At 38.0% G+C, this 16,916-nt stretch carries 8 protein-coding genes; 2 read left to right on the forward strand and 6 right to left on the reverse strand.

Annotation, left to right across the window (positions count from 1 at the left end; all coding sequences use genetic code 11):
* Nucleotides 1-32: 32 nt before the first annotated feature.
* From prwr041_RS02340 to prwr041_RS02350, 3 genes are all read right to left on the reverse strand, one after another.
* Nucleotides 33-1,784, reverse strand: coding sequence for a RagB/SusD family nutrient uptake outer membrane protein (locus prwr041_RS02340; protein ID WP_207154724.1), 1,752 nt, complete (start codon nt 1,782-1,784; stop codon nt 33-35).
* A gap of 19 nt (nt 1,785-1,803) precedes the next feature.
* On the reverse strand, nt 1,804-5,010 hold the full coding sequence (locus prwr041_RS02345; protein WP_207154725.1) for a SusC/RagA family TonB-linked outer membrane protein: 3,207 nt from the start codon (nt 5,008-5,010) through the stop codon (nt 1,804-1,806).
* 405 nt (nt 5,011-5,415) lie between these two features.
* The gene (locus tag prwr041_RS02350; RefSeq protein ID WP_207154726.1) at nt 5,416-5,577 is read right to left on the reverse strand and encodes a hypothetical protein; all 162 of its coding nucleotides are present in this window, start codon (nt 5,575-5,577) and stop codon (nt 5,416-5,418) included.
* 1,122 nt (nt 5,578-6,699) lie between these two features.
* On the opposite strand from prwr041_RS02350, the gene gpmA reads away from it, so the two are divergent.
* Nucleotides 6,700-7,446, forward strand: coding sequence for a 2,3-diphosphoglycerate-dependent phosphoglycerate mutase (gene gpmA, locus prwr041_RS02355; RefSeq protein ID WP_207154727.1), 747 nt, complete (start codon nt 6,700-6,702; stop codon nt 7,444-7,446).
* A gap of 78 nt (nt 7,447-7,524) precedes the next feature.
* Nucleotides 7,525-8,412 carry a fructose bisphosphate aldolase gene (locus prwr041_RS02360; RefSeq protein WP_207154728.1) on the forward strand — a complete coding sequence of 296 codons (888 nt, stop codon included), beginning with the start codon at nt 7,525-7,527 and terminating at the stop codon, nt 8,410-8,412.
* 256 nt (nt 8,413-8,668) lie between these two features.
* Here the strand turns inward: prwr041_RS02360 and prwr041_RS02365 are convergent, their stop codons facing one another.
* The 3 genes from prwr041_RS02365 to prwr041_RS02375 form a co-directional block, all read right to left on the reverse strand.
* Nucleotides 8,669-11,629, reverse strand: coding sequence for a two-component regulator propeller domain-containing protein (locus tag prwr041_RS02365; protein ID WP_207154729.1), 2,961 nt, complete (start codon nt 11,627-11,629; stop codon nt 8,669-8,671).
* Nucleotides 11,630-11,710: 81 nt separating this feature from the next.
* Nucleotides 11,711-15,649 (reverse strand): hybrid sensor histidine kinase/response regulator transcription factor, encoded by a 3,939-nt coding sequence (locus prwr041_RS02370; RefSeq protein WP_207154730.1) that lies wholly within the window; start codon nt 15,647-15,649, stop codon nt 11,711-11,713.
* A gap of 52 nt (nt 15,650-15,701) precedes the next feature.
* Nucleotides 15,702-16,916, reverse strand: coding sequence for a DUF6055 domain-containing protein (locus prwr041_RS02375; protein ID WP_207154731.1), 1,215 nt, complete (start codon nt 16,914-16,916; stop codon nt 15,702-15,704).

Here is a 16,916-nt window from a genome sequence, read left to right on the forward strand (position 1 = left end):
AATCTTTTATAGATAAATGTAATGTGTTATTTCTATTTGCTTAGACTTACCACTGGATGTATTGTCCAACCCTTCTGACTAAAGTAGGTAGAGTTATCAGTTCCGTCATTAGCAGAATTACCTTTAAGGTTAGGATTATTGTTAAGCAAACCTTGATAAATAGGCAGGAACTCATGTCCCTGAACATAAGAATCATAAGAGCTCTTTAGTTCTGGATCAGTTGCTATGTTAGAATAGCTAACAGGGTCCTTCACATGGTGTATAGAACGGCGGAATGTACCGTGTTCCTTCAACTGCTGCAAACGGTCGGCACTGTAGAAGAAGCCCCAACGCAGGAGGTCGAATCCACGACCAAACTCACAACCAAATTCCTTTGGACGCTCTACATTGGCAATCTGCTCAAACAGCATATTCGCATTTGGAAAATCAGCAAGTTTCAAGTCTGCAAGATTTGCGCGTTCACGAACCTGATTAATCCAATCAATAGCCTGTTGTGTAGGACCATTAACTTCATTCTCACATTCTGCTGCACGAAGTAACACATCAGAGTAGCGCATCATACGCAGATTTATACCATCATGCAAACCAGTTACCACCTTATTATATAGACCGGTACGCAGGTTTGTAAACTTAGCAATTGGCAGACCACCGTTATTATTGTTTGTAACCACCGTATCTTTAGCGGTTAGTTTAGATGTATAACATGTATTACCATATTCAAAACCTTCCCAGTCAGACTCATAAGTACCAATAGTCCAATATAAACGTGGATCAAGTTTGCCAGCTGTTGTACGTTCCCCTTTGAAAAGTTGATACAACCATGGTGAAGCAGATATATCGGCCCAACCACCATAAGCACCAGGACCAAAGTTACTTTCAATAGCAGAACCCTGTGTAGCATAAGCACTAGTATTTACTGGAGTCCACTCATCGTCTGTGCCCTGTGAACCATAATCAAGGTATTGAACCTCGAACAGACTCTCTGCATTATTCTCATATTGAGAACCTTCACGGAAATTATCACCATAGTTTGCCATTAACTTGTATGTTCCGTACTTCTTGCCAATGATATCCTTTAATACCGCAAGAGCCTCGCTATACTTATGGCGCTGCATAAGAGCACGGGCATAGTATCCCGCTGCTGAGCCACATGTGGCACGACCACCAGCCCATACACCACCCTCATCACGTGAAGGAAGTAGAGTCATAGCCTCCTGAAAATCTTTTTCTACTTGATCAAGTACATCATCGAAAGTACTGTTACCGCCATATAGACCATCTAGTGTAGAATAAGCCTTATAGTCTGTTATAAGTGGTGGATTCTGATAATATCCAGCAAGGTTATAATATGACAAACCACGAAGGAATAATATCTGTCCCTTGATGCGGCGCATATCTTCAGAGAGTTGAGCATCATCATTATTGCAACGTGAAAGAACAAAGTTACATACATTGATTGTGTAATACCATTCACGCCAAGACCATGAACTTATTTCATCGGTAATTGGCTCATTAAGATCATCGAAAGGCAGATACCATACCTGTGACGAGTTCCATGCTTCATCACCACGGCATACATCAATGGTGTAGCCTACACGAGCATAAGAACCTTCCATACGAATATGGTTATAAGCAGCTATAACGCTTTCCTGCAAGTCATCGGCATTAAAGCCAAATGTACCTGTTGTTTGCTGGTTTGGATTCATCAGTTCCAGCTTATCATTGCACGATGTGAATGTGCTAAGACCCAGCAAAAGGGCCAGTGAAATTTTATATAGTTTCATATTGAAAATACATATTATGTTAGAATGTGAATTGAACACCGCACATATATGTATGTGGTGTCGGGAAAGAACAGAAGTTATTACCTGGAGTAAATGTTCCACCAGCATAGTCAACGTTGTAACCGTGATAACCAGTAAATGTGTAAACATTCTGTGCTGAGATATAAGCACGTGCGCCAGATATGATGCCTTTAAACCATTTATTAGGTAAGTTGTAACCCAATTCAATGTTGGCAATCTTCCAATAAGCAGCATTCTGAATCTTGCGAGAGCTGAAAAGATCATTCCATGCCAAAGAAGCGTTGTTTGTTACATAAGTGCGTGGAACACTTGAGATGTATGTCTGACCATCAGTAGAATATTGATTGGCATTTAAGATTGATACATCTTTATTTCCCCATCCATAACATGAATTAAGACTGTTATAAATATCGTCTGATACATGATAGTTTAGTGCTCCATAAGTAGAAATAGTCAAATCGAAGTTCTTATATTCAAGACGTGCACTCAAACCAAAGTTTATCTTTGGCAAACCACTACCAAGAACTACTTGATCATAAGCATCAATCTTTCCATCTGGAGTACCATTTGGACCACTAACATCCTTATACAGACAGTCACCTACGTTGGCACCCTGCTGTGTAGCATGATTATCCAAATCTGATTGTGTACGGGCAATACCTTCGTAAACCCAACCATAGAATTGACCGACTTCATGACCTACGTAAGTAGCATAAGAACCTGTAATATATGAATTAGTTCCGAAACCTAAAGAAGTAACCTTATTCTTCAATGTACTCAGGTTAGCACTGATATCATACTTCAATGGGCTATCATGGTTACGATATGTGGCAGAGAACTCAAAGCCACTGTTGTCCATAGAAGCGGCATTCATTGTAACACTTGTGTTTGAAACACCTGCTTGTGCAGGAACAGGAACTCCATATAGCAAATCCTCTGAACGGTTTTTGTACCACTCTGCTGTAAACTCAAGGCGATTATTAAACATCGCAAGGTCAATACCTATATTGGTAGTCTTTTTCTTCTCCCATGCGATATTATCATTTACGTATGTAGATATAGCAGAACCGGTAACAGGAGTGTTATTGAAACTATAGGTCATGTTGTTACGATTCATTGTAGCCATATATTGGTACTCACCAATATTTTCATTACCGAGAACACCATAACTGGCGCGAACCTTAAACATATTGACGATATCGTGACTGATTGGGAAGAATTTTTCCTTATCAAAACGCCAACCTACAGATACAGAAGGGAATGTTCCCCAACGGATATTTTTAGAAAGACGTGAACTACCATCACGACGGATGATTGCAGATATCAGGTATTTCTCATCATAGTTGTAGTTAAGACGAGCAATATAAGAAGCTAAAGCATGCTTATATTCATAAGATGAAGAATATGTTTTGGCTGCATTCTGAAGCTGCAAGAAGTAAGGCTCTGAGAAGTTTACGCCCCAACCTGTTAGCATATTTGAATTTTCCTCTTCGTATGTCTGACCTAACACTAGGTTGATGTTGTGTAGTCCTAGCGTACCATCATAAGTAAGAGTATTCTCAATCAACGCATCATTGTATGTACGCTCACCTTTTGTAAGACGCTCATTACTCTTGTCTAGATAAACGCGGTTACTCTGAATCCATGCAGATATCCAAGTGTTGTCCTTAGCGTGTGTATTGCTGTATGAAAGATTAATCTTATAATTTAAATGGTGGTTTTTATTGCCCAAACCAATCATCTTTAATAAGTCTACATCAGCAGAAGCTGTACCAACAAAGCGATCAACGACTGTATTACGCTTTAGCAGATTGTTTACCAACAGAGGATTAGATGCAGATATATCACCATGAATATTATCATAATATACGCCATAACCGTATGCATCATAATTATAGTTGCTGGCAGAACCGACCTTATCGTCAAGCACCCATGTAGTTGGGTCATAAGCCTTAATAGTTGGTTGCATCAACAATGTTCCACGCAGTACGTTAGTGACATCACCATACAATCCCTGAACATACTCTGAAGCATTAGAAAGTCCCATATTGTCTTGGCTTGAATGTGAGTAAACCATACTAGTACGGAACTTAATAAACTTAGTTTCAAAAGTATTGTTGGCACGTGCATTGTAACGCTTATAGTTTGGTCCAGCACCTTCAAGCGTACCCTTCTGCTCGAAGTAATCAAGGGCAACATTATAAGTACTGCTAGCACTACCACCACTGAAGTTTACGTTATGATTCTGTCGGATTCCAGTTTTAAATACCTCATTGAACCAATCAGTGTTAGTATTATCCATAAAACGGTATTGACCAGTATTTGCATCAAGGCTGTAACCTCCAGGTAGAGCCGTGTTAGAGTTTGCGCATGCCTTACCAAGATAATTACTATACTGATCTGAATTCATCACATCATAAACACCACCTGAGATCTTATCAACACCAAAGTAGCCAGAGTAACCCACCTTCAATGGTTGGTCTTTTTGACCATTCTTTGTAGTAATGATAATCACACCGTTAGCTGCACGCGAACCATAAATAGCACCAGCAGAGGCATCCTTCAGCACTTGGATTGAGGCGATGTCATTAGGAGAGAAGTCACGGATAGAAGTACCCATAGGCACACCATCTATTACATATAGAGGTGCTGTACTTCCAAATGAACCGATACCACGTACTCTTACTGTAGGATCGGCACCAGGCTGACCATCTGTTGTAATCTGAACACCAGGAACCTTACCTTCAAGCATTGTAGAGATGTTAGAGTTAGACACCTTCTTCATCTCTTCTGCATTTACGATAGAAACAGAACCTGTAAGGTCTGCTTTCTTCTGTGTTCCGTAGCCGACAACAACAACTTGATTAAGCGTCAAGTCATTAGAAGTGAGTTGAATTTGGTCAATGATAGCACGACCACGAACAGCGATCTCGCGATCTTTATAACCAATATAGCTCACTGACAAAATAGCATTGGCAGGAACCTTTAATTGGAAAGCACCTTCTAGATCCGTCACAGTTCCTTCATTGGAACCTTTAACTTTGACGGTTGCACCAATAAGAGGTTGTCCATCTTGGTCTACAACACGACTTTTGATCTGAATGATCTCTGTCTGTGTTACTGAAGCGACCATGGGTAAAGGACTTACTATAAGACCTCCCATAAAATTCAGAACAAGCATCACTGAGAATAAATGTTTTCTCATTTTAATTGTTTTTAGTTATTAATGTTAATAGATTTAATGATAATTAATGTCGCAAATATAGATAAAGAGTAAAAATACATGGTGGACAAATCAATCTATTAGGTGGACAAACATGTATTTGGGCGTATTTACTAAATTTATCCAACATTACTAAATGGCTTTGTTTACTAGTATTTCTCCTTAATATACAAGAAGTTATTTCATAAAAGCTGTGCATTCACACAACATTATATCATTAAAATTAATTTTTCTCTCTCAGCATGACAACTATCTTCCAAGAGTATTCCAACGAAAGCAAATAATTAAAAAACTTTTTTAATATAATGATATTATATATTAATTAGAAAGCTTTATCTTTGCACATAATATTAAAATAAGGAACTGTTTATACAAGACACTGACTTACTAAACTTTTTTAGCTAAAGACAAAGAACTGTTGGCAGCATCTGAGGTACTGAGGATGTATACATAGATGCAGTAAACGAGAACAGAATTTTCAAGCTTGTTTAAATGTTCTGCCGAATCACGCTGAATTCTTGGCAAAGATACTGCAAGATTTTTGTCCATGCAATAGAATTTTGGTTAGACTGTTAGCCAAAGTTTTAATTACTGTGGCGCTACACATCGTAATACACGTGCGTGCGCATGCGCACACTCTGGGTTTTTGAGAAGAATAAGTGTCGAAGTGTCTATTAATTGAGCATCAATTTATTAGAACTTCTTTCGGGTAGAATAAAGTGATGGTTATTCGTCGGTAAAATGTGGGGGAAAATTTTCATCATATTGCATTGCGCTTTACAAAGTAATTTGATGCGTTTTGCGATGTTTTGCAGTGCGTTTTGCGTTATATTGCATTGCGTTTTGCGAAGCAATAGGAGGCAAAACATCGTAGAAACGTTTCCGTTTCTATATGGAATCAGCTGCGTTTCTATATAGAAACGCATGCAAAACTTGAAATTTGACCTTCTGATCACCGTCACTTTATTTACTCAAATTCGTCGATAAAATATTGATATTCATTATGTTGCCTCTTCGACACTTACATTTTTCAAAATCCTAGGTGTGCGCGTGCCTGCACGTACATTATATATACAGAAATAGATAACGTAGCTAAAACGTAGCTCACGAAGCTAAATGGATCTAGCTACGTATCGTCGGTCTCTTTGTTTATAGGCTTTGCGAGAGATGCCGTAGCTGCGTAGCTAAAAAAACGCAAAAAACAGGTGTACTCTAGGGCTTAATGCCACTTTTGCCCCGATAATGTCACTTAATGTCACTAGCTCATCCCTTATAAATAAAGGGTTTGTGACAAAGTGACATTAGTGGCATTAAAAAAACTTTTTCTGGTAGAGTTCAAGTATATATATGGAGGATATCAACCTCTAAATAGACAGAGAACCAATAATATATGTATAATTCATTTTATCCTTTGCAAGAACAAAATAACGACATCATTCATTCAATCACATTTTATAAAGAATCAAATAACACCCCTTTCCTTTTGTACGTAACTTTTTTATTATCATCAAATAGTTAAAAACAACCAAAAATTAGCTCAATATTAAATTTATTATTATCTTTACCAACAGGTCAGAGATAACTTCATACTTTGGCTACAACTACCAAGAATAAAACAGAAGAATTTTCTTCGGCCTGTTTAAGTATAATTCTATTTAATTCGCAAAAGATATGAAAAAAATAGTATTGATTAGACATGGGCAAAGCCAGTGGAACAAAGAAAACCGATTTACAGGTTGGACAAATGTAGACTTGTCTCTTCAAGGTATTGAAGAGGCTGAAAATGCAGGAACTCTTTTAAAAAAGGAAGGATATTCTTTCGATGTTGCTTACACCTCATATTTAAAGAGAGCTGTAAAAACACTCAACTGTGTTCTAGACAAAATGGATGAAGACTGGATCCCAGTCCTTAAATCATGGAGACTGAACGAAAAGCATTACGGTTTTCTTCAAGGGATGAATAAGAGCGAAACAGCTGAAAAGTATGGGAACGAACAGGTTCATATATGGCGCAGAAGTTTTGAAATCGCTCCCCAGCCTCTGTCAAAAGACGATTTGGATAATCCGCGACACGACCCACGTTATGCGTCTATTCCTCCTGAATATATTCCAGACACGGAATCCCTGAAAGACACGATAGAAAGAGTTATGCCTTACTGGGAATGCGAAATTTTTCCTCAATTAATGAAGGTTGACAATATACTGGTCGTTGCCCATGGTAATAGTCTGCGTGGCATCGTGAAGCATCTAAAAGGTATTTCTGATGAAGCGATCAGTGACATGAATATTCCGACAGCAGTTCCTTATGTCTTTGAGTTTGATGACAACCTAAAACTTGTCCGAGACTTCTACTTGGGTAATGCAGAAGAAATCAAGCGCAAACAGGAAGCTGTTGCCAAACAAGGGCTGGCGAAATAAACAGAGATGCCAGACCTGTAAACAAACAAATAACAAAAAGCTCTGTGTTTAAAAATAACAAGATTAAAATATAAAATTATGAATGCAATTCAATTAAAACAAATGACATCCGCTAAAGGATTCATTGCCGCACTTGATCAGAGTGGTGGCAGTACGCCAAAAGCCTTGAAGCAATATGGCGTTAATGAAGATGCGTGGACTACTGAAGAAGAAATGTTCCAGCTTGTCCATCAGATGCGTACTAGGGTCATCAAAGCACCTGCTTTCAAAGGTGACAGAATCATCGCATCCATTCTGTTTGAGAACACGATGAATCGTAAGATTGACGATAAATATACCGCTGATTACCTTTGGGAAGAAAAGCAAGTAGTTCCTATCCTGAAAATAGACAAGGGACTAGCTGATTTGGAAAACGGTGTACAGGTGATGAAACCAATGCCAGAATTGGATGACCTACTGAAACAGGCACAGAAGAGACATATTTTTGGTACAAAGATGCGTTCAGTGATCAAGGAGGCAAATGAAGAAGGAATTAAAAAAATTGTTGACCAACAGTTTGAAATTGCCAAAAGAATCATTGCCTATGATCTTGTTCCAATCATTGAACCAGAAGTAGACATTCATGCTCCTGAAAAGACCAAATGTGAAGAACTCCTTAAAAAATATATCAAAGAGGATTTGAAAGCATTAGGTAAGGATCAGAAAGTAATGTTCAAGTTAACCATTCCGAACATAGACAACTTCTATGCTGACTTGATGGGTGACACACATGTTGTACGTGTCGTTGCGTTGTCTGGTGGATATTCACAAGATGAAGCCTGCGAAAAGCTAACACATAATCATGGAATGATTGCCAGCTTCTCTAGAGCCCTGCTACAAGATTTAAGTAGCAGCCAGTCTGATGCAGACTTTAATAAGATGCTGAAAGACTCCATTGAGAAAATATATCAGGCATCAATAAAGTAAGAACTTGCAAAGATTATTTTCCTAATCATTTAGGAAAAAATAGTTGCTACTATAAGATTTCCCCGAAAGTTTTTTTTACTTTCGGGGAAATTCATATACAGATTATTAGGAGCTGACTTGCCATGAATGATTATGGCTTTGCTCTTAACCTATTTGTATAATCCCAAAATAAAGGAGAATCTGTCTTTAATTGTTACAATGGCATCAATGATTTCAATATAACATGCTCCCCCCCTATTATTACTTGCGCAATATGTTATTCACTCTTATAGGTAGTTGGAGACGAACCATACTGACGAGTGAAACAGCGAGTGAAATACTTAGGATCATTAAAACCTACCTTATATGCTATTTCGGTGATGTTTCTGTTGCCAGGATTCTTTATTAATATATCTTTGGCTATTCCTAGACGATAATTACGAATAAACTGACTCGTAGGAAGTCCGGTATCAGCACTCAGTTTGCGACTAAGTACAGCCCTACTCATGCCTATTTCATCAGCGAGTTCTCCTACACCAAATTCAGAATTCATATAGTTCTTTTCCAAAATAGCAATCACATCATCAATAAACGGTTTATTGTTCAGTTTCAATTCTTCCTTGTCTGCCTCAAAACTCTTGATCTTACTTTCATGGAACTTGCGCTGATTGTTAAGAATATCCTCTATACGCGACTGCAACTTATTCGGTTCGTCACTCTCTCTTATGGCTTCCTCTATCGGACGCATCAGCTTTTCTGCCTCACGTCGACGCAACTCTGTGATGCGCCACTCATAAAGATACTTGCCAAGCACAGTCAACACCAAAAGTAATATAGAAACAAACCACCAGCTCTTCCAAAAATAAGGAGCCACATTCACATCTATTGAAATAACATCTCCCGTTCCATTGCTAACAGCTGACGAATATTTCACTTCAAACTGATAACTTCCTGAATGAAGACTTGTATATCTGACGCTATGTTCTCCTGGTTTCAAAGGAATCCAATCATCTTCAAATCCCTTCATGCGGTAATAGTAACCTCCACGATTCTCATTACCATAGTTGAGCGAAGAAAAATCAATTGACAAAGACTTATCACCCTCTCTGATATTTATTTCATGAGCAATGGATATATCTTCATCCAAGAACCGACTTTCTGCATATATCTCCTCATTGTCAACCATGAGTCTGGTAAACCTTAAATGCCCCTTATAAAGAGCATCAGAATTGTCACCCTTCAATATCGTTAGTCCTTTGTCACTACCAAGATAAATGATTCCATCAGCCGATTTCACAGCAGAATTCCAATAAAACTGTGAAGACAATAATCCGTCATTGGCAGAATAGTTTGTAAACGTTTCTGTTTTAGGATTAAACTGCGAAAGACCGTTTTCCGTTGTTATCCATAACATGCCATTATTATCTTCAACAATACCCTTAACAGAATTGTTTGCCAATCCATCCCTTAGCGTATATGCCTTGAAAGTTTCATGTCCGCTCTTGTCTATTATGCGCTTGTATAGTCCGTATCCATTACTGCCTAACCATAACGTGCCGTTTCGAGTCTGACAAAAAGCACATAGCTTATCTATTATTCCACTCTTTGGATCATCAAGTTTATTCGTGATATGAACATAGTTAAATCTATGGCTACGCCTTCCAGATGACTTCAAATTGATTTTAACAACACCAGTAACACATCCTATCCACAGATAGCCATATCTGTCAACGATAGAGCCTATAGCCCCTCGTATATCACGGTTACCATTAAAAGGATCAAACACAGTATTCGTGTTAAGGTCATAAGCGAATATACCATCATTACTGCCTATCCACATGATGTTATTGTACTTATCGTAAGCCAAAGCCCCGATAAAGTTAAGCAGTGATTTATATTTCTGCGGAACGTTAAGACGTGAAACAGTACGATGAGTTTTTAGATCAACGAGATTAAGACCACCAGCCCAAGTACCAACCCATAGTCTACGTTTTCCGTCAACAGCAAGAGTTGACACACTGTTGTGAGATAATGCAGAATTAGAAGTTGTGAAATGCGTAAAAGAGCTTTTACCTCTTTCCATTCTGTTCAAACCACCTTCAACAGTTCCAGCCCAGAGTGTACCATTTGGCTCAACATACATTGCGTTTAAAGCATTTGGAGAAATACTCGTTGGATCATCAGAATGCATAAAGTTTTCCAGTCTTAACTGCCTTGGAGCAAGTTGCGCTATGCCACCAGTCTCTGTTCCGACCCATAAGAACCCATTTAGTGAATAAATACAATTGATAAAATTGCTGCTCAATGGATTTATCTTGCTTGACATGTTCCAATGAGAGAAATCATCAGTATCAGGATTATACATGTCTACACCACAAAGTGTTCCAATAACCAAATGATTATCTGGCGACAAAGCCAATGCTGATATATAAGAATGAGAAAGAGAAGTATTGGCTATCGTGTTTTTATAGATCTTAACTTGTCTGTTGAGCGAGTTATATCTCATCAGCCCAACATTTGTGCCTATCCATATACTACCTTGATAATTTAAAATAGACGTGACATATACTCCCGGAAGATCTTTAAATGTCGGCGATATATCCATACGCACAATCTCATGATTAGATACCAGAAGTTTATATAATCCTCCGTCAATGGCAGCCCATACAGAACCATCATTATTTATATCGGCTATCGCAATATCAGGAGTATTGTTGGTATATGCGAATTTAATAATATCTTTTACATCTCCGGATTCATCAAATTCAACCCTGCATATATCATTTCTTTCTACAATCCAAATATATCCTTTACTGTCACAATACACTTTTACTGACATTTGGGCCATAATGCGCTTGAGTTCATCATTTTTACTCTTAGGCATAACAGAATGCATTGTTTTAAGGTCTAGCACTTCTGTGCATTCTTCGAAACTTATCCAAAGACGATGGAACCTGTCTTCAACAACATTATGACAAGTGTTACTCTTCAATGACATTCCATCACTGCCAACTCCAAAATAACGATATGAGAATCCATCATATCTTACGAGCCCACCACCATGAGTGGAAATCCATATAAAGCCGAAACTATCGCTGTATATATCATCGACGAAATTACTTGGAAGTCCGCTCAGCATATTTAGATAAGACATATTGCATTTATCAACGAAAGCAGGCTGTGCAAACGTAGAGATAAAAGCAGACATAGAAATAAGAAAAATAAACAAGCGTTTCATTGGTATAATTTTATTGACCCATGCAAAGATAAGATTTTATTTTTAAATAAAACAATAAGCGTTTTATATTTCTTATCTCATCTATGCCAAATGTTCTCCCGGCTTTGTCCCGAATTGCTTTTGAAAACACTTTGTAAAATAGCTTGGACTGTTGAATCCCACCATGTAACACACTTCATTTATACGATACTTGTTTTGCTGCAAAAGCACAGCTGCACGGCGGAGTCTTATCACCTGTATCATTTCATTCGGCGTAACATCAGCCAAAGCCTTTATCTTTGCAAACAGTCCGCTTCGGCTTATTCCGAGTTCAGAAGCAAGAAAAGCCACGTTGAGTTCTGTATTAGATATATTGTCCTCAATAATAGCATTCATATGCGTAAGAAATTCGTCGTCAACCGTTGTATTTGCTATTCTAGAAATTGGTTCAGATGGCAGACTTGAGAACTTCTGCATAAGCAAATGACGCATTTCTATCATGTTACGAATACAGGCTTCTAAATATTTCATTGAGAAAGGCTTTTCAATATATGCATCTGCACCACAATCCATACTTTCTGCTTTGGAATCGTTATCCGTCTTGGCTGTAAGCATGATAAAAGGAATATGACTTATTGTATAATCTTTACGTATTCTGCGGCACAATTCAGCACCATCCATTTCTGGCATCATCCAGTCACTGACAATCAATGAAACTGTCTTCTTATGTAATATTTCTAAAGCCTCAACTCCATTCTGTGCTGTAAACAATGTATATGACTTGGCAAAATTAGATGATATGAATGTCAGCATATCAGGATCATCATCAACGATGAGCATCGTTGGAACAGACTCGCTTATATTTGACTGCGTATTATTGTCTAATTCATCACTTTGATAACTATCTGCATTCGTGTTTTCTTGTGAGATGCTTTCACTAGCTACTGCTTGTTTATCAGTCTTTTCATTTATCGCATCCGACAAAGTAATGATAAACTTTGCCCCTTTTCCTTTTTCAGATACAACATTCACCGTTCCATGATGCTGTTCTACTATCTGCTTAACAATACTCAATCCAATACCTGTTCCTGGCTTATTGTCGCTAGCCTGAAAGAATGGATTGAAGATGCGTTTCAAGTCAGTCTTACTTATTCCGTCGCCATTATCTTCAACCACAATAGTAAACGTATTGTCGATAGGATTTACACTGCAATCAAGTTTTACAAGTGAACGAGAATATTTAAGAGCGTTTGACATCAAATTGCTTACAACCTTAGTTATTCCCTCACGGTCTATTACAGCTACAAAATCTTTAGGGGGATATGTTGCATAAAAAGAAATGCCCTTTTGATGAAAAGACGGAGCAAACCTCTCTGCGACAGAACTCAACAGTTCGGCTATATTACACGAATCATAATTAACAAGCAGACCTTGTTGCTGAACCTTACTGAAATCCAACAATTGATTTACAAGTTCTAGCAAACGGTGTGCATTACGATCAATAATAGATAATTGCGAACTAAAAGCAGAGTGCTTCTCGCATAATTCATTTTTGATGCTCTCTAGCGGTCCGATAATAAGAGTCACAGGAGTGCGAATCTCATGTGCTATCATCGTAAAGAAGTTAAGCCTTGCCTTACGTGTATCCTCTTCCTGTTTAATATTTAACTTGCGTATTTCCTCCTTATGCTTGTTTTCTGCACCTTTCAGTTTATACTGCATGCTGAAATATATTGCCGCTAATATCAATATAATGTATATAAGCTTTGCGGGCAGAGTCCACCAGAATGGTGGATGAATAACAATAAGAAGCGTTGCCTCTTTTGAACTCCACAATCCGTCATTATTGGTAGCCTTAACCCTGAAAGTATATGTTCCGGCAGGTATATTTGTATATGTTGCTTTATGCTGATTGCCAACATAGTTCCATTCCTTGTCAAATCCATCAAGCATATAGGCATATTGATTTTTTTCAGGGCTGCAATAGCTTAGACTCGCAAAAGATATGCTGAACATGTGGTCCTTATACGACAAGTTTAATTTCTTTATACTGTTAAGCGACTCCGGCAACCTGTCATCACCTACATTAACAGGCTTGTTAAAGAGTTCTAATCCCGTGATATATACAGCTGGCGGAATATTGTTTGCCTTTATCTGGTATGGATAGAAACCAATAAAGCCACTTGTTGTTCCAAAATAGATGCATCCGTCTGATGTCTTTATACCCGCATTAGGTTGAAAAATTTCTGAATAAAGACCATCATAGCGATTAAACAACTGCAGACTCTCTCCTTTGGCATATCTGATGATACCATGGATGGTTGATATCCAAAGAATTCCCTGATCTTCAATAATACTTCCAACATCGGCTATATCGGCATCAAGAAGAATAGGTTTGAACGTGTCGGAATGTTGTTCATATTTGCAGATACCATTAGATGTAGCGATAAGAATCTGAGCGTTTTCGCCTATATGAATGCAGTTAATCTGATCTGAAGATATAGAGCCTTGCTTCTTGCTATGACGATATGTCTTAAATCTTTTTGTGACGACGTTGTATTTTATAAGTCCTCCACCTTGAGTGGCAAACCACATAAAGCCATTTTTGTCCTCTTTAATATCTATTGTTAGTCCTTCTGTGAGACATATTTTACGAAACGAATCAGTAGATGAATCATAGCAATTTATGCCTTCCATCGTGGCAGCCCATATATTTCCATTATGGTCTTTATAAATGGCGTAACTACTGCTGCCATAAAGTCCCTGTTGCTGTGTGTATTTCTTCATAGCACCAGTAGACTTATCCAAACGAATGACTCCATTTGTATATGTTCCTATCCATAAATATTTACCGTCATTGCACAACGCATGAACATTATACTTAGAAAGTGTGGCACTTCCCGGATAGGATATAAATTTATGACTAGAAACAGACATGCGATTAAGTCCGCCATCATCGCTGGCAATCCAAAGACTGCCGTTACTATCTTCACAAAAACGAGATATTACGTTTCCGCAGAAGCCGTTTACTTTGTCGTGACATGTATAATTAGAGAAACGTTCTCCAACAGGCGACAAATAATTTGCTCCACCATAAAATGTGCCAAACCATAATCCTCCTTCATTGTCACACATGATTGAATAAATAAACTTCTCACTTAGCGAGACTCTTCCTTCGGCATGTTCATTCACAACATGCCACTGCCCTGTCTGCGGATTAAAAGAAATCAAGCCATCATCGCAACCAATAAGCACCGTTTGGGATGACTGGGCGAAAAGCGTATGGATATGGTGTGCTGTTCCTGATAGTGAAGGACTCAATAATGTTTCAATACTTCCATCATCATTTATTCTGCAGAGCCCATTTTCCCATGTTCCCAACAGAATACTACCATCATAAGCTTTGGTTATTGCCAAAGATCCGTAATTACCACCATGGGTATTCAAAGGAATAAAACAGTTGGTGGCTTTGTTTAGTTTATAAATTGAATACTTACCCCAATTTGTTATGGCAAAAATTTGATTACGACTATCAACAAACACCTGTGATATATTGTCTTTATTCGCCGCAAAATGATATAAACGAGAATACCCTGTTTTAGGATTATATCTAACAACGCCTTGTCCCATTGTAGCCATCCATATATTACCATCTGCATCAGGAGAAAAATGATTTATCTGCTTTCGTATTACTCTTGCAAATGGTATAAACGTCTCCGACTTATAATCAAACAGATATGCGCCATGAGCTGTACCGACTAACAGACCTTTATCGGTATTTTGCAATGCAGATATAAATTGATCAGTTCCCTGCTGTAAGATCGTATAGTAATGAACGTTTATTCCATCATATCGACACAGTCCATTATCAGTGCCAAGCCAAATGAAACCAAATTTATCCTGGACAAGATTCCTGACTGCATTTGAACGCAGCCCATCTTGCATAGAGATATTGTGGTATCTAATGTCTTGTTGCTGAGTGCTTCCAAAAGAAAGCAATGATATGAGCAGAGCAAAAATAAACGACATTATTCTTTTCATTGGTATCTGTGTATGTATTTGTACTTACATGCAAAGATACTTTTTATTTATTTTATTTCAAAATATTAGTACCTTTAACTGTTATTTGATATTCAATAACAGCAGGTTTTGCATTTAAATTATTATCATATTCATCGAGACGCTGCAACATCACGTGTTTGCGTGGTGCATTCATCACAAGCAGATAATAACATTCAGGTTCTTCGACCAGTGAATATATCAAGTCGCAACCATTATCCTTTGACAATCTTTTTACCTTCACTTTAATTTTGTTTTTCTTTAGCGGTTTTGAAAGTTTTATTGCATTGAATCCATATTCCTCTGGAGCTATGTTATCCGGAACACGATAAGTGTTTATGTTGACAGAATCCATCGGCGTGGAAAAGGTACATGCATAAGGACGAGTCTCTTTATAGGCATGCTTAAAATCAAAGTTCAACAAATGTTTATAACAATCAAACATTTCGTTATTAAACTGTTTTTGATTTAACTTGCAAATGCGCATATATGTCAAGGTAGGATCTTCTCCTGTTTTTCCATCACGATATAGTTTGGCGATGAAATCCAAACCATGTTTTTCTGTCCAGTATTGCAACACATAAGGAGAATGATAGATATTGTCTATTGAGAGGAAAGCCTTGTGAGTGAGTTTGCGGAAAGCTTGGAAATGATAATTCTCATCAGTTACCCAATTAGGATTTACCTGCCACAGCATCCACTGGCTGGTCATCTCCAAAAATCCGTTTCCACCCCATATATCACTGATGCTATCTGCGGGTATCTGAAGTTGGAAAGAATGCCCCAGTTCATGTGCCAGACAATTCAACTTTTTATCTTGTATTCTATTGGGAGCCACCCATAGGGCACCTATGAAATTATCATAAGTGCCACCATAGGCAGTTCCGTCTAGCGAATAGTTTATCATGACCATCATCTTGTATTTGTCGGCCTTACTTCCAGGTGAAGAAAAGCGCAATGAATCACGAAAGAATTGATAGAAACATTCTACTCGATTCTTAAGGTTCTCCATATCCACTTTCATTGGATGTCCATCAAGGTCTGGTGGACAAAGAGGATTGTCTCCGAATCCTTTTTCCCAGAAAAACACTAGATTGTCTGTCTGCACAGAATGCTTCCAGCACCATCTTTCATTTGGATTATCCAGATTGTATGCTTTCAGAGAATCTGGTATATATACAAGTTTTTGTGCTTGTATGCCAATACATGCCATGGTGAGAACGACAAAACAGATGATGATTCTTTTCAT

Origin of the sequence: Prevotella herbatica, assembly GCF_017347605.1 — a bacterium.
Lineage (GTDB): Bacteria > Bacteroidota > Bacteroidia > Bacteroidales > Bacteroidaceae > Prevotella > Prevotella herbatica.

What these genes read in the sequence shown, in the direction of transcription:
- prwr041_RS02350 (WP_207154726.1), bottom strand. Translation starts at nt 5,577, where the DNA reads ATGGACAAAAATCTTGCAGTATCTTTGCCAAGAATTCAGCGTGATTCG.
- prwr041_RS02370 (WP_207154730.1), bottom strand. Translation starts at nt 15,649, where the DNA reads ATGAAAAGAATAATGTCGTTTATTTTTGCTCTGCTCATATCATTGCTT.
- prwr041_RS02340 (WP_207154724.1), bottom strand. Translation starts at nt 1,784, where the DNA reads ATGAAACTATATAAAATTTCACTGGCCCTTTTGCTGGGTCTTAGCACA.
- prwr041_RS02365 (WP_207154729.1), bottom strand. Translation starts at nt 11,629, where the DNA reads ATGAAACGCTTGTTTATTTTTCTTATTTCTATGTCTGCTTTTATCTCT.
- gpmA (WP_207154727.1), top strand. Translation starts at nt 6,700, where the DNA reads ATGAAAAAAATAGTATTGATTAGACATGGGCAAAGCCAGTGGAACAAA.
- prwr041_RS02345 (WP_207154725.1), bottom strand. Translation starts at nt 5,010, where the DNA reads ATGAGAAAACATTTATTCTCAGTGATGCTTGTTCTGAATTTTATGGGA.
- prwr041_RS02360 (WP_207154728.1), top strand. Translation starts at nt 7,525, where the DNA reads ATGAATGCAATTCAATTAAAACAAATGACATCCGCTAAAGGATTCATT.
- prwr041_RS02375 (WP_207154731.1), bottom strand. Translation starts at nt 16,916, where the DNA reads ATGAAAAGAATCATCATCTGTTTTGTCGTTCTCACCATGGCATGTATT.